This is a genomic window from Corallococcus terminator (assembly GCF_003611635.1).
Lineage (GTDB): Bacteria > Myxococcota > Myxococcia > Myxococcales > Myxococcaceae > Corallococcus > Corallococcus terminator.
This window is the reverse complement of record NZ_RAVZ01000275.1, coordinates 1-13,671: the sequence shown is the minus strand read 5'-3', so window position 1 is coordinate 13,671 and position 13,671 is coordinate 1. Positions and strand designations below refer to the sequence as shown.

Annotated in this window: 13 protein-coding genes; 9 read left to right on the top strand and 4 right to left on the bottom strand. The window is 68.3% G+C overall.

Annotation, left to right across the window (positions count from 1 at the left end; genetic code table 11):
• The 3 genes from D7V88_RS30485 to kdd form a co-directional block, all read left to right on the top strand.
• The coding region (locus D7V88_RS30485) for a uracil-DNA glycosylase (protein WP_244238481.1) at positions 1 to 708 on the top strand (708 nt) is incomplete at its 5' end.
• 34 nt (positions 709 to 742) lie between these two features.
• Positions 743 to 1,750, top strand: coding sequence for an alpha/beta hydrolase (locus D7V88_RS30480; RefSeq protein ID WP_120544136.1), 1,008 nt, complete (start codon positions 743 to 745; stop codon positions 1,748 to 1,750).
• A 12-nt stretch (positions 1,751 to 1,762) separates the two neighbouring features.
• Positions 1,763 to 2,794, top strand: a complete 1,032-nt coding sequence (gene kdd, locus D7V88_RS30475) for an L-erythro-3,5-diaminohexanoate dehydrogenase (RefSeq protein ID WP_120544135.1) — start codon at positions 1,763 to 1,765, stop codon at positions 2,792 to 2,794.
• On the opposite strand, the gene D7V88_RS30470 is transcribed toward kdd, so the two are convergent.
• The 3 genes from D7V88_RS30470 to D7V88_RS30460 form a co-directional block, all read right to left on the bottom strand.
• Complete coding sequence (locus D7V88_RS30470; RefSeq protein WP_341870729.1) at positions 2,791 to 4,527, bottom strand: glycosyl hydrolase family 18 protein; 1,737 nt, start codon at positions 4,525 to 4,527, stop codon at positions 2,791 to 2,793. The two genes, kdd and D7V88_RS30470, sit on opposite strands and share 4 nt — an antisense overlap.
• A gap of 267 nt (positions 4,528 to 4,794) precedes the next feature.
• Positions 4,795 to 5,409, bottom strand: a complete 615-nt coding sequence (locus D7V88_RS30465) for an ankyrin repeat domain-containing protein (RefSeq protein ID WP_120544133.1) — start codon at positions 5,407 to 5,409, stop codon at positions 4,795 to 4,797.
• A 77-nt stretch (positions 5,410 to 5,486) separates the two neighbouring features.
• Complete coding sequence (locus D7V88_RS30460) at positions 5,487 to 7,022, bottom strand: catalase (protein ID WP_120544132.1); 1,536 nt, start codon at positions 7,020 to 7,022, stop codon at positions 5,487 to 5,489.
• A gap of 354 nt (positions 7,023 to 7,376) precedes the next feature.
• On the opposite strand from D7V88_RS30460, the gene kamD reads away from it, so the two are divergent.
• Genes kamD through kce form a run of 5 tightly spaced genes read left to right on the top strand, consistent with a single transcriptional unit; the run spans position 7,377 to position 11,412 of the window.
• A complete protein-coding gene (gene kamD / locus D7V88_RS30455) occupies positions 7,377 to 8,927 on the top strand; it encodes a lysine 5,6-aminomutase subunit alpha (protein WP_120544131.1) in 1,551 nt (516 codons plus the stop codon).
• Complete coding sequence (locus tag D7V88_RS30450; RefSeq protein ID WP_120544130.1) at positions 8,924 to 9,403, top strand: hypothetical protein; 480 nt, start codon at positions 8,924 to 8,926, stop codon at positions 9,401 to 9,403. The genes kamD and D7V88_RS30450 overlap by 4 nt, the downstream gene beginning before the upstream one ends.
• A gap of 4 nt (positions 9,404 to 9,407) precedes the next feature.
• On the top strand, positions 9,408 to 10,193 hold the full coding sequence (gene kamE / locus D7V88_RS30445; RefSeq protein WP_120535160.1) for a lysine 5,6-aminomutase subunit beta: 786 nt from the start codon (positions 9,408 to 9,410) through the stop codon (positions 10,191 to 10,193).
• A complete protein-coding gene (kal, locus tag D7V88_RS30440; RefSeq protein ID WP_208726566.1) occupies positions 10,190 to 10,588 on the top strand; it encodes a 3-aminobutyryl-CoA ammonia lyase in 399 nt (132 codons plus the stop codon). Before kamE ends, kal begins: the two co-directional genes overlap by 4 nt.
• Entirely contained in the window at positions 10,585 to 11,412 is an 828-nt protein-coding gene (kce, locus tag D7V88_RS30435; protein WP_120544129.1) for a 3-keto-5-aminohexanoate cleavage enzyme, read from the top strand. Before kal ends, kce begins: the two co-directional genes overlap by 4 nt.
• A 66-nt stretch (positions 11,413 to 11,478) precedes the next feature.
• Here the strand turns inward: kce and D7V88_RS30430 are convergent, their stop codons facing one another.
• Complete coding sequence (locus D7V88_RS30430) at positions 11,479 to 12,942, bottom strand: FAD-dependent monooxygenase (protein ID WP_120544128.1); 1,464 nt, start codon at positions 12,940 to 12,942, stop codon at positions 11,479 to 11,481.
• A gap of 90 nt (positions 12,943 to 13,032) precedes the next feature.
• On the opposite strand from D7V88_RS30430, the gene D7V88_RS30425 reads away from it, so the two are divergent.
• Entirely contained in the window at positions 13,033 to 13,662 is a 630-nt protein-coding gene (locus tag D7V88_RS30425; RefSeq protein WP_120544127.1) for a TetR/AcrR family transcriptional regulator C-terminal domain-containing protein, read from the top strand.
• The last annotated feature ends 9 nt before the right edge of the window (positions 13,663 to 13,671 follow it).

Below are 13,671 nucleotides of genomic sequence, written 5' to 3'. Positions count from 1 at the left end.
CGTGCGCCCGTCACCGCGCCCCCGCCCGTGGCTGCTCCTGCTCCGCGAGCCGTGGCAGCGCCGTCCGCCGGGTTGCTTGTGGACGTGCCCCGGGCGACGCCCCGCTACAGTGGCGCGCTGCCGGGGGTGGTGGAAGGCGAGCGGCCCACGTTGGATCAGGTCCGCCGCGAGCTGGGCGACTGCCGGCGTTGCAAGCTGTGCACGGGCCGCAAGAACATCGTGTTCGGCTCCGGCAACCCGCGCGCGGACCTGGTATTCGTGGGTGAAGGCCCGGGTGAGAACGAGGACCTCCAGGGCGTGCCCTTCGTGGGGGCCGCGGGCGACCTGCTCACGAAGATGATCGCCGCGATGGGCTTCACCCGGAACGACGTCTACATCTGCAACGTCGTGAAGTGCCGCCCGCCGGGCAACCGCAACCCGGAGCCGGACGAGATCGCCGCGTGCGAACCGTTCCTGCGCTCGCAGTTGCTGGCCATCCAGCCCAAGGCCATCGTCGCGCTGGGCAAGTTCGCGGCGCAGACGCTCTTGCGCGACACGACCGCCATCACCCGCATGCGCGGCGCGTGGCGTGAATACGAGGGCATCCCGCTCATGCCCACCTTCCACCCCGCGTACCTGCTGCGCAACAACGCGGAGAAGCGCAATGCGTGGGCGGATCTCCAACAGGTGATGAAGCTGTTCGCCAAGCCACCGGGCTCCAGCGCGTGATGCGCGCGGAGCACCGCGAAAAAGGGGTGCAGGGATGAAGGGAGTGCTCGAGACGCGCGAAGTGCAGTCGCCCGCGCTGGAGAACAATCCGCTGGGGGATCCGGCCCGACGCCGGCTCACCGTGTACCTGCCGCCGGGCTACGCCGAGGGCACGCAGCGCTACCCGGTCGTCTACTTCCTGCACGCGTTCAGTTCGAGCGGAGGCTCCTGGACGAACGTGTCCGGCTTCGCCCCATCCGTGCCGGACCGCCTGGACGCCCTCATCGAACAGGGCACCATCCCGCCCGTCATCGCCGTCTTCCCGGATGCCTGGACGAAGCTGGGCGGCAGCCAGTGGGTGAACAGCGACGCCATCGGCCGCTACCGCGACTACCTAGCCAAGGACATCGTCGGGTTCGTGGACAAGACCTGGCGCACGCTGCCCAAGGCCGCGTCGCGCGCGGTGGTGGGCCACAGCTCCGGCGGCTACGGCGCGCTGGTGATGGGCCGCTACCACCCGGAGCTGTTCTCCCTGGTGGGCGCGCACGCACCGGATTCGTACTTCGAATATTGCTACATGCCGGACCTGCCCAAGGCGGCCACCGCGCTGCTCAAGTCCGGCGGCGTCGAGGCGTGGGCCACGGAGATGCGGCTGCGCGCCCGGGAAACCAAGATGCGCGGGGACGACTTCCCGGTCATCAACATCCTGGCCATGGCGGCGGCGTACTCGCCGAAGAAGGGCGAGCCGCTCAACCTGGAGCTGCCCTTCGATCAGCAGAACGCGAAGCTGCGGCTGGACGTGTGGAACCGGTGGCTGGTGCATGACCCGGTGCGCTTCGTGCCCAAGTTCCTGGACTCCTTCCGCAAGCTCAAGGGCGTGTTCCTGGACTGCGGCACGCGCGACGAGTTCAACCTGCGCTGGGGCACGCGCATGGTGGCGGACGATCTGAAGGCCGCGGGCGTGGACGTGACGCACGAGGAGTTCGAGGATGGGCACTCGGGCGTGTCGTACCGCTTCGAGCGTTCGCTGGCGGTGCTGGTGCCGCGCCTGACGCAGGACTGACGGGGAAACGCCATGGGCACTGATTCGTACGGGTTGTCGCGCGTCGTGGGTGAGAAGGGTGTGCTGCCGCAGCGCGCCCGCAAGCTGGACCCCTCGCTGCCGTGTCGCGAGGCGGAGATGCTCATCGACGTGGAGAGCCTCAACATCGACGCCGCGTCGTTCAAGCAGATCAAAGACGACGTGGGCGGCGACCCCGGCCGCATCGCCCAGCGCATCCAGGACATCGTGCTGGAGCGCGGCAAGATGCAGAACCCCGTCACCGGCTCGGGCGGCATGCTCATTGGCCGGGTGAAGGAGCTGGGAGCGAAGCACCCCGCCAACGGCGTGCTCAAGCAGGGCGACCGCATCGCCACGCTGGTGAGCCTGACGCTCACGCCGCTCGTCATCGAAGAGGTGAAGGCGGTGCACGTGGACATCGACCGGGTGGACATCCGGGGCCACGCGCTCATCTTCGCGAGCGGCATCTACGCGAAGCTGCCAGAGGACATGCCGGACACGTTGGCGCTCGCGGCGCTGGACGTGTGCGGCGCGCCCGCGCTGGTGGCGCGCTACGTGCGCCCAGGCATGACGGTGGCGGTGCTGGGGGCGGGCAAGAGCGGCGCGCTGTGCCTGGCGCAGGCCCGCCGCAGCCTGGAGAGCCGGGGCAAGCTGCTGGCGCTGGACATCTCCCAGAAGGCGCTGGATGCGCTGTCCGCCATCGGCCTGTGTGACGAGGCGCTGAAGGTGGACGCCACCCAGGGCGTGGACGTGATGGAGGCGGTGCAGAAGGCGACGGGCGGTCCGCTCTGCGACCTGGTGGTGAACTGCGCCAGCGTGGGCAACACGGAGATGGCGTCGCTGTTGTCCGTGAAGGACGGCGGCACGGTCATCTTCTTCTCCATGGCCACCAGCTTCACCACGGCGGCCCTGGGCGCGGAGGGCGTGGGCAAGGACGTCACCATGCTCGTGGGCAATGGCTACGTCCCTGGCCACGCGGCCCTCACGCTGGACCTGCTGCGCACCGAACCGTCCCTGCGACAACTGTTCGAAGCGCGCTACGTCTAGGGCTTCAGGAAGGCCGTGTGCACGGCCTTGAGGAGCGGATCCTTCTGACCTGGCGGCTGTTCGCGCATGTGCCCCTGGTTGAGGGTCCAGATGATGCCGCCGCCCAGGCCCAGCTCCCGCGCCCAGCGTCCCTTCTCCGAGACGGAAGGGATGTCCTCGTAGGAGATGTAGTTGCACGCCTGGGGGCCGAACGCGGTGGGGAAGGCGAGGTAGGGCACCTTCGCTCTGTCGTCCCAGCGGTAGGCTTCCGGCTTGTAGTAGAGCGTCTGGATGTTGGCGTAGCTCATCGCGTTGTCGCTCTGCTCCTCCGCGATGTCGTCCCGTCCGTCCAGGGGTGTGCGCGGCTCCGTCACGCCCTTCCAGCAGGTGCCGAAGAAGCCGATGCCCACGCCCAGGCGCTGCGCTGGGACGCCCGCATCCAGGAAGGCCTTCACGGAGCTGGCGACGGAACTGGGGTGGTTGTGGGTCTCGCCGAACAGCGCGCTGGAATGCCAGCTCTCCCACTGCCCCCAGTGCCCGCTCATCTTGTAGGCCATCACGTTCATCTGATCGACGCGGGCCGCCAGCTCCTTGTGGAAGTCCACATCCATCTTGCCCATCGCGAAGTTGGAGTTCACCCAGCCCACGGGCACCGTGATGATGATCTTCTCGTCCGCGGCGCGCAGCTCGTCCAGCAACGCCAGCAGGGGCGGGCCGTCCTGGGGCAGGAGGATGGGCTCCCAGTCCACGTCGATGCCGTCGAACTCCAGCTCGTGCATGACCTTGATGATGTTCGCCACGAAGTTGCGGCGCTTCGCCACCGTCTCCGTCGCGGCCTTGAAGCCGTCGTACTCGCCCATGCCGCCCAGCATCAGCAGCGCCTTCTTGCCGGCCTTGTGCGCCCGCTGCGCCAGCGCCTTCGCGAGCAGGGGGCCTTCGAGCGCGGAGACGTCGAAGTCCGTGTAGAGCGTGCCGTCGATGCGCGGGCGGATGCGGCCCACCACCACATGCGTGAGCAGGGACATGTCCACCGCGTCCACCGGGTACAGGTCGCGCTGGTAGCCCACCCAGTAGCCCATCACCCAGTTCGCCGGCGCCCCGCCAGGACGCGGCGTCACCGGCATCTTCGTGCTCACGGAGGGACCCTCGCCCAGCTCATTGGCGGTGCTCACGGTGAAGGTGTACGCGGTGCCGTTGTCCAACCCCTCGATGAGCACTCCCGACGCCGGCGCCGCCACCGACTTCGTGACGCCCCCGGGCTCCGCGGTGACCTTGAAGTACGACAGCGGCCGGCCGCCGAAGCTCGCCGGCACCAGCCAGCTCACGTACGCCTGCCCGTTGCCCGCCGTCGGAACCACCGAGCGCGGCTGTCCTGGCACCGTGGGGTTCGGGATGGTCATGCCCGCCAGCGGCGTCACGAGGTCGGTCTCCACGGAGGCCTGGCCCTCGCCCATCGCGTTCACCGCCGCGACCTTGAAGACATAGGTGATGCCGTTGTTCAGCCCCAGGATGGTGGCCTGCGTGTCGGGCACCTTCACCAGCGCGCCACCGCACTCGGGCACGCAGCGCACCACGTAGAACAGCAGCGCGCTGCCGCCATCGCTCGGGGGCACCGACCACGTCACCAGCGCGGCGGCATCTCCCGGCTGCGCGATGACCTGTTGCGGAGCCTCAGGGGGCGCGGGCGGAACCTCTGGCACCTTGCGCCCACCGAAGTCACAGCCACCCACCAGCACCGCGAGGGCCAAAACCACCCACCCTTGAACTGGTTTTGTCCGAAGGCCTGTCATCCCAGCGCTCCTGAAAAGGATTGGGATGTTATGCGGCCGGACCCCCGGTGCGAGTCAAGTCTAAGTGGAAAATTACGGTATTTTTGTATGGCCAGTAAAACGTGTATTAACCCGACTAATCCCATTCCCGCAGGGAATCACGAAACGTGCGGCGATGGGAAGTGCGCCTGGCAAGGACGGCTGGTGCGAGGGGCGGCCGGCAGGCATGACCCCGCGTATGGGCGTCAGGCGTCAGCGCACCCGGGCGGTCGGGGCCTCATTGGGGAGGGCAGGCGCTACAGGGGCGACAGGCGCCTGGGTGCGGGCCCAGTCCTCCGCGGAGCGGCCACTGGCATCGCGCACGGCGGGGGAGGCGCCCTGGTGGCGGAGCTGGTCGGCGACCTCGTCCCGGCCGAAAAGCACGGCGAACATCAGCGCCGTCTGACCCAGTCGGTTGGTCTGGTCCACCGCACAGGGCTGCGCGTTGAGGATCTTCACGACGTCCGCGTAGCCCTTGAACGCCGCACCCATGAGGGCGGTGTTGCCCCGGTTGTCGCCCGCGCACGCGTCGGCCCCGGCGGCGAGCAGCGCCTTCACCGTCTCCGTATGGCCGTGGTAGGCGGCGAGGATGAGGGGGGAGAAGCCCCGGGCGTCACGGGCCTCCACCGGCGTGCCGGCCTTCACGAGCCCGGTGACGATGTCGGTTTCGCCCTCGCGCGAAGCGGCGAGCAGGTAGCGCTCCGCATCGCTGGTGGCGAGCAGCCGCCCCTGGGGCGCGGGCGCACGCAGCGACAGCCACGCGGCGGTCAGCAGCACACCCACCAACACCAGCAATCCCAACGAACCGAGCAGCAGCTTGCGAACCATGAGGGCGTCTCCAGCTCCAGGAAGAAACCCCCGCCCCTGATGAACGGGGGCGGGGGAGGGTGAACCGCTCCGACGGGCTAGCGCGCGGCGAGCGGGGCGATGGCGGCCTTCGCGTCGTCCAGCTTCACGTTCACGGCCTTGGCCAGGCGCGTGCCGTAGTCCGCGTTGGCGGTGAAGAAGAAGCCGACCATGCGCGCCTTGACCTTCGCGTCACGCACGAGGCCCAGGTCGCCCGCCAGGTTCTTCACGAGCCGCTCCTTGCCGCCCGCGTCCAGCGCCGCGTAGAAGGCGCCCGCCTGCGAGAAGTTGTCCGTCTTGTCGATGGCCTTCTGCTGCGTGGTGCCCGTCAGGGGCGCGTTGGACAGCAGCGCCGCGGGCGTGTCCTGCGTCTCCTTGGTGATGCTGGGCTCGTAGTTCACGTCCGACTTCGTGTTGGACGCGTTCAGCGCACCGGCCTGGCTGTTGTTGTTCACGTTCGACTTCGCGTGGTTCACGGCCAACTGCAGGTAGTTGGCGCCAATGCGGTAGCGCTGCGTGTCCGCGTAGGAGAAGAGGCGGCCCTGGAGCAGGCGGTCCTCGGACGGCTCGATGCCCGGCGGCGTCACGCCCGGGGAGAAGGCGGACTGCTCGGTCTCCTCGAAGAAGTTGTCCGGCGTCTTGTTGAGCGTGAACTTGCCCAGCTTCACCGGGGGCAGCTTGTCCTTGGGCCACTCCTTCGTGGCATCCAGCGGATCAAACGCGAAGCCGTCCAGGTCCTTCGGATCCAACACCTGCACGCTCAGCTCCCACGAGGGGAACTTGCCCTGCTGGATGGTCGTGTAGAGGTCCTGCGTCGCGTGGCCGAAGTCCTGGCCGCCGATCTTGGTGGCCTCCTCCACGGTGAGGCCCTTCACGCCCTGCTGCGACTTCCAGTTGAACTTGACGTACTTCACCTCGCCCTTGGCGTTGACGAACTTGAAGGCGTGCACGCCGTTGCCGTCCATCTGCCGGTAGTTCGCCGGGATGCCCAGGTCCGAATAGAGCTGGGTCAGCATGTGCGTGGACTCAGGCTGGTGGCTGAAGAAGTCGAAGAAGCGGTTCGGGTCCTGCCGGTTGGTGATGGGCGACGGCTTGAGCGAATGCACCATGTCCGGGAACTTGATGGAGTCGCGGATGAAGAAGATGGGCAGGTTGTTGCCGACCAGGTCCCAGTTGCCCTCGTCCGTGTAGAACTTCAGCGCGAAGCCGCGCGGGTCGCGCAGCGTCTCCGGCGAACCACTGGGGTGGATCACCGTGGAGAAGCGCACGAACATCGGCGTCGTCTTGCCCTTCTTGGAGAACACCGACGCGCGCGTCAGTTGCGAGAAGTCCCCGTAGCTCTCGAAGGAGCCATACGCGCCCACGCCACGCGCGTGCACCACCCGCTCCGGGATGCGCTCACGGTCGAAGCGCGCCAGCTTCTCGATGAGGGCGAAGTCCTCCAGGAGCACGCCGCCCCGGGGACCGGCCGTCTTGGAGCTCTGGTTCGTCCCCAGCGGGGCGCCGGAGTCGGTGGTGATGGCGGGAGGATTGCCGGCCGCCAGGGCAGGGGTGCCAGACAACAGGACCGCGAGCAGCAGGGAGCGACGATTCAAGGGAACTCCTGAGGTGACGGGGAACACAGTTCTGGACAAAGCACGCCCCATGCCGCACTGATGAACCCAGGAATTTCAAATACTTGGAGGGTAGGGTCTTCTGGCTTCACCGCTCCTTCGGTGTTTCCACCGGGATTTCGGTAGGCCATTTCACCGCCCAGGCGGTGTTCCAGCCAGCACCGAAAATTCGGTGTGGGCAGTGGCAGGCGCTGGATGGGGCTGACGCGATCCGTCATCTGGCGCGTGGGCGTGCTGCTTCTCGCCATTCAAGAGGCGCGCTGCGGCATCAATACCGGGTGTGCGGGGGCCCGGGTTCTTGAGCCCATCGGCGCCTTGCTCGGGTAGGGTGCGCGCATGTCAGGCCCGTTTATCGACGACGCGCGGATTGCTGAAGCGCGGAAGCTGGCGGACGAGATCGTCAACCCGATCTTCGACCTCATCCAACACAACACCACTGTCTCCAACGAGCGCACCGTGCTGCGCTTCTTCGGTCTCTCCGGGGCGGGGGCGCGCGGCGTGCCGCTCGCCAACCTCATGGTGGACAAGCTGAAGGCCGCGGGCGTGCTCAACCGGGGGGCCGCGTACTGGTATGGCCGCGCGCTGCAACTGGGGGCCAAGAGCCCGCTGGAAGCGGTGGAGCGGCTCACCGCGCTGCCCACGGACAAGATGGGCGTGCTGTCGCCGGAGATGGAGGCCAACCTGCGCGACGAGGTGCGCTCGGAGGCCCGCGCGGCGATGGCGGAGCTGAAGGCGCGCATCGCCCAGCGCAACGCGCTGCGCGAGCAGTTCCCCATGTCGCCCGCGCCGCACAAGTACGTCATCGTCGCCACCGGCAACATCTACGACGACGTGGATCAGGCCCGGGCCGCGGCGCAGGCGGGCGCGGACGTCATCGCGGTCATCCGCTCCACGGCGCAGTCGCTCTTGGACTACGTGCCCCACGGCGCGACGACGGAGGGCTACGGCGGCACCTACGCCACCCAGGAGAACTTCCGCGTGATGCGCGAGGCCCTGGACGACGAGAGCCGCAAGCTCAAGCGCTACATCCAGTTGACCAACTACTCCTCCGGCCTGTGCATGTCGGAGATCGCCTTCTGCGCGGCCTACGAGCGGCTGGACATGCTGCTCAACGACGCGATGTACGGAATCCTGTTCCGCGACATCAACATGCGTCGCACGTTCATTGACCAGTACTTCAGCCGCCGCATCTGCGCCCTGGCCGGCATCATCATCAACACCGGCGAGGACAACTACATCACCACGGCGGACGCGTACGACGCGGCCCACACGGTCATCGCCAGCCAGTTCATCAACGAGTGCTTCGCCAAGCGCGCGGGCCTGAAGGACTGGCAGTTGGGCATCGGGCACTCGTACGAGATCGATCCGTATCGCGACGACACGCTGTTGCTGGAGCTGTCGCAGGCGATGCTGGTGCGCCGCTGCTTCCCGGACGCGCCGCTCAAGTACATGCCGCCCACCAAGCACAAGGAGACGGACATCTTCTTCAGCCACGCGTACGACGTGATGGCGGACCTGGTGGCCGTCTGGACGCGGCAGGGCATCCAGTTGTTGGGGATGATGACGGAGGCCATGCACACGCCGCTGCTCGCGGACCGGTACGTGGCGCTCAAGTCCGCGTCGTACATCCACCGCGCGGCGCGCGGCATCGACGAGGAGTTCACCGTCCGCGAGGACGGGAAGATCGCCAACCGGGCGCGAGAGGTGTTCGCCAACGCGGAGCAACTGCTGCGCGAATGCCATGCCGAGGGCATGGTGGCCGCCATCGGCAAGGGCCGCTTCGGCGACGTCAAGCGTGAAGAGACCGGTGGCAAGGGCCTGGACGGCGTGGTGCCGAAGGCTCCGGATTACTTCAACCCGTTCCTTGAAATGCTGGAGGCGTCATGATCGCCAGTACCCTGCTGACTGTGATGTTGGCCGCGGGCGGTTCCGCGGATGCGCTGACGAACGTGTCGGTGAAGAACGTGTCGCTGAAGGCCCCGGCGGCGTGGACGCGCTCGAACACCGAGGGCTCGGAGAAGTTCCTGGCGCCTTCGGGTGACGCCTACTTCCTGGTGGACGTGGGCACGGTGCAGACCGCGGGCATGAAGGCGGAGGTCTGCCGCCAGAAGATCCTCGCGAGCATCGGCGGCACGAGCTGGACGATGGTGAAGGTGGGCGGTCAGCCGGCGGCCTTCAAGTCGGACACGGACGCGGCGCCGGACGGCAGCGGCAACGTGGACACGGTGACGTACGTGGGGTGCAACGGGAAGACGACGTGGTCGGTGGTCTTCTACATGGAGCAGGGCAAGAAGGACCGTTTCGCCGCGGTGGCCGAGAAGGTGGGCACCAGCGTGACGTTCACCCCGCCCAAGGGAAAGTAAGCCGATGGTGAAGCCGAGCAAGCAGATCATCCGCCCCTACGGCGACCGGCGCGACGACGGCATGGTGCAGTTGTCGTTCACGCTGCCCGTGCCGCTGTCGGAGAAGGCGAAGGAGGCCGCCGCCCAGTTCACGAAGCAGATGGGCTTCACCGACGTGAAGGTGGCGGCCGCCGAACGCGCGGCGGACCAGTACACGTTCTTCGTCGTCTACGCGCGCTCCGCCGTGTCGCTGGACTACGCGGAGATCGACGTGCCGGAAGTGGTGGTGCGCAAGATGGGGTTCAACGACCTCAACGCGCTCATCAAGGAGAAGGTGGGCCGCCGCATCGTCGTCTTCGGTGCGTGCACCGGCACGGACACGCACACGGTGGGCATCGACGCCATCCTGAACATGAAGGGCTACGCGGGCGACTACGGCCTGGAGCGCTACCCCGGGTTCGAGGCGTTCAACCTGGGCAGCCAGGTGCCGAACGAGGACCTGATCAAACGCTCCATGGCGAAGCACGCGGACGCCATCCTGGTGTCCCAGGTCGTCACGCAGCGCGACGTGCACAAGGACAACTCGCGCCAGTTCATCGATGCGGCGAAGGCCGCGGGCATCCATGGCAAGACGCTGCTCCTGCTGGGCGGGCCGCGCGTGGACCACAAGCTGGCGCTGGAGCTGGGCTTCGACGCGGGCTTCGGAGCGGGCACGAAGCCCTCCGACGTGGCGAACTACATCGTGCACGCGGTGTTGAAGAAAGAGGGCAAGGAGTCCCAGGACTCCCACTACCAGGGGGAACCCACGTGAGCACTGGAGTGAAGGCGGTACTGCGGTTGCGCATGGGCAGCCATGACGCGCACTACGGCGGCAACCTGGTGGATGGGGCGAGGATGCTCGGCCTGTTCGGCGACGTGGCCACGGAGCTGTGCATCCGCTCCGACGGGGACGAGGGCCTGTTCCGCGCCTACGACGCCGTGGAGTTCCTGGCGCCGGTGTACGCAGGCGATTTCATCGAAGCGGAGGGTGAGATCGTCAGCGTGGGCAACACGTCGCGCAAGATGCGCTTCGAGGCGCGCAAGGTCATCCGTCCGCGTCCGGACGTGAACGACTCCGCGGCGGACGTGCTGCCGGAGGCCGTCGTGGTGTGCCGCGCGACGGGCACGTGCGTCGTTCCCAAGGACAAGCAGCGGGGGCAGAAATGAGCACGCCCATGCTGATCACCGCGGCCATGGTGGGCGCGGAGACGACGCGCGAGCAGACGCCGTACCTGCCCATCACCGCGGAGGAGATCGCGGAGGACGCGGTGAAGTGCCGTGAGGCCGGCGCCGCGATGGTGCACCTGCACGTGCGCACGGCGGACGGCAAGCCGTCCCAGGACGCGGAGCTGTTCCGCGCTGCCATCCGGGCCATCCGCAAGCGCACCGACGTGCTCATCCAGACGTCCACGGGCGGCGCGGTGGGCATGGACGTGGACGAGCGCTGCGGCGCGCTGACGCTCACGGGCGCGGACCGGCCGGACATGGCCACGCTGACCACGGGCACGGTGAACTTCGGGGAAGAGGTGTTCTGGAACCCGAGGCCGCTGGTGCGCGACATCGCGAAGCGCATCCGCGCGATTGGCCTGCGGCCGGAGCTGGAGTGCTTCGACGTGGGGATGATCGACGAGGCGCGCTACCTGGCGAAGGAGGGCCTGGTGGAGATGCCGGCGCACTTCGACTTCGTGCTGGGCGTACCGGGCACGTTGCAGGCGCGGCCGGAGGTGCTGGACTTCATGATCGCCTCGCTGCCGGAGGGCTGCACCTGGACGGTGGCGGGCGTGGGGCGCCAGCAGCTTGCGTTCGTGGACGAGGCCGCGAAGCGCGGCGGTAACGCGCGCGTGGGCCTGGAGGACAACATCTACCTGTCCAAGGGCGTGCTCGCGAAGGGCAACTTCGAACTGGTGGCCGAGGCCGTCAGGCGCGCCCGGTCCCACGGCCGTGAGCCCGCGACGCCCGAGCAGGCCCGGCAGCTTTTGCGCCTGGGCTGAGCCGGTTCGATGTGAACGAGCGGCCCGGGTGCGATGAACGCCCCGGGCCTTCGTGTTTCTGGGGACTCAGGCAGCCCACGCCCAGCCCACGTGGCCGTCGGGCCGCACCAGCATCCCGCCCACGTTCTGGAGTTCATCGCGCCCGGCGGGGGCGCGTGCTCGCAGGTGCGTGACGTTCGACGGCCACCCCGGTTTCCAGCGGGGCAGGGCACGTGAGTCATCGCCCAGGCCCAGCAGCAACCACCGGCCCGGGTGCAGCGCCGAGTAGAGCGGCAGGTCCGTGCCGTCATCCTTTCGGAGCGCCAGATCGCCCAGCCTGCGTCCGCTCCATTCGGGCAGCAGCGGTGTGTCCATCTGGGGCGAGGGGACATCCAGCGCCGCGTAGCCCACGTCGAGCGCGCTGATGGAATCAGCGAACTCCCGGTTGAGCTTCGGTGCCCGCAGCAGGTCGCTCATCAGCGTGCGCAGGGCGAGGGTTTCCTGCGTGGCGCCAATGAGCGCGGTCTGCGCGAGCGTGTTGCGCAGGAGCGCATCGCCCACGGGCCGGCGCTCAAGCGCGTAGCTGTCCAGCAGCACATCCGGCGCGCCGTCCTTCGCCACCGCCGCGAGCTTCCATCCCAGGTTCATCGCGTCCTGGAGGCCGACGTTGAGCCCCTGGCCTCCCGCCGGAAAATGGATGTGCGCGGCATCCCCCGCGAGCAGCACGCGTCCGTCGCGATACCGCTCCGCGAGCCGCGTCTCGTTGCCGAAGCGCGACAGCCACCGGGGCTCCTTCATCCCGAAGTCCGTGCCAGCGATGCGCGTGACGCTCTCCCGCAGTTCGTCGAGTGTGACGGGCTCGCGGAGCGGTGCCTGTTCGCGGAGCGGATCATTGACGACGATGCGATGGACGCCCGGTGCCATGGGCACCACCATCACGCCGCCCCGCGTGTTCGTGATGCCAATGGCGGGCTGCGAAGGCGGCGCCGCGAGCGCCACGTCCCCGAGCACCGCCGTGCGCGTCACGTCCGTCCCCGGGAAGGCGATGCCCGCGAGCCTTCGCACCGCGCTCCGGGCCCCATCCGCTCCCACCACGAAGCGCGCTCGGACCCGGAACACTCCCGCTTCCGACGTGCCCTCCAGCTCCACCCCTTCCGTGTCCTGGCGCAGCACCTCCACGGTGTATCCCCGGTGCACCGTCACGCCCAGCTCCCGGGCCCGCGCTTCCAGGAGCGCCTCCGTCACGGCCTGCGGGATGAACAGCGTGTAGGGGAAGCGCGTGTCCAGCACGCTGAAGTCCAACCGAGTGTCCAACATGGCGAAGTGCCCGGTGGGCAGCGGCCGTCCGCGCTCCAGGAACCGTCCCTCCAGTCCCCGCAGCGCCAGCACCTCCAGCGAACGCGGGTGCAGCGTCAGCGCGCGTGACTCGCGCACGGGCTCCGCGCGCCGTTCGAACACCTGGACCCGCACCCCCGCCAGCGCCAGCTCGCACGCCAGCATCAACCCGGTGGGACCGCCTCCCACCACGGCGACTTCGAGGACTTCCGCCATGACCGACCTCCTGCCCGAAGGCTCAAACTAACGTTGTTAGGGATCGACTAACGGTGTTAGTTTGTCAAGTCAGCGAGGGACGACCGGAGCATGCGAATCCAGCGGGAGCAGGTGGTGGTTGCGGCGTGGGCGCTGCTGGATGAGGGCGGCCTGGAGGGCCTGACGATGCGCGTGCTGGCGAAGGCGCTCTCCATCCAGGCCCCGTCGCTGTACTGGCACTTCCCGGGCAAGCAGGCCCTGCTGGATGCGATGGCGGACACGCTGCTCCAGGACGTGGCGCGGACGCTGACGGCGGACTCGCCCTGGGAGACGGTGGTGCGCACGGTCGCGGGGGATCTGCGGCGCGCGTTCCTCCAGCACCGGGATGGGGCTCGCGTCTACGCCGGCACCTTCGTGGTGTCCGAGCACACGCTGCGTGTCAGCGACACCGTCATCGGCTCCCTGGGCCGGGCGGGGCTGGGGCCGCGCGATGCGGGCTGGGCGACGTTCACCGTGCTCGACTACGTGCTGGGCTTCACCATCGAGGAGCAGGGCTTCACCGCGCAGGCATCCGAGACGACGGAGCGGGCACGGGCCCTGCGGGACCTGGCCTCGGCGAGCTATCCCCATGCGGCCGGCGCGTTGGACGCCATCCTGGATCGCGACTTCGACCGTCGCTTCGACTTCGGCCTGGACCTGCTCGTCGCGGGGATTCGGACCCGGATGCCGGCTTCGAAGTGAAGCGCCCCG

Coding starts and splice junctions, on each gene's coding strand:
- D7V88_RS30465 (WP_120544133.1), bottom strand. CDS start 5,409: ATGGTTCGCAAGCTGCTGCTCGGTTCGTTGGGATTGCTGGTGTTGGTG.
- D7V88_RS30430 (WP_120544128.1), bottom strand. CDS start 12,942: ATGGCGGAAGTCCTCGAAGTCGCCGTGGTGGGAGGCGGTCCCACCGGG.
- D7V88_RS30425 (WP_120544127.1), top strand. CDS start 13,033: ATGCGAATCCAGCGGGAGCAGGTGGTGGTTGCGGCGTGGGCGCTGCTG.
- kdd (WP_120544135.1), top strand. CDS start 1,763: ATGGGCACTGATTCGTACGGGTTGTCGCGCGTCGTGGGTGAGAAGGGT.
- kamE (WP_120535160.1), top strand. CDS start 9,408: ATGGTGAAGCCGAGCAAGCAGATCATCCGCCCCTACGGCGACCGGCGC.
- kce (WP_120544129.1), top strand. CDS start 10,585: ATGAGCACGCCCATGCTGATCACCGCGGCCATGGTGGGCGCGGAGACG.
- D7V88_RS30450 (WP_120544130.1), top strand. CDS start 8,924: ATGATCGCCAGTACCCTGCTGACTGTGATGTTGGCCGCGGGCGGTTCC.
- D7V88_RS30480 (WP_120544136.1), top strand. CDS start 743: ATGAAGGGAGTGCTCGAGACGCGCGAAGTGCAGTCGCCCGCGCTGGAG.
- kamD (WP_120544131.1), top strand. CDS start 7,377: ATGTCAGGCCCGTTTATCGACGACGCGCGGATTGCTGAAGCGCGGAAG.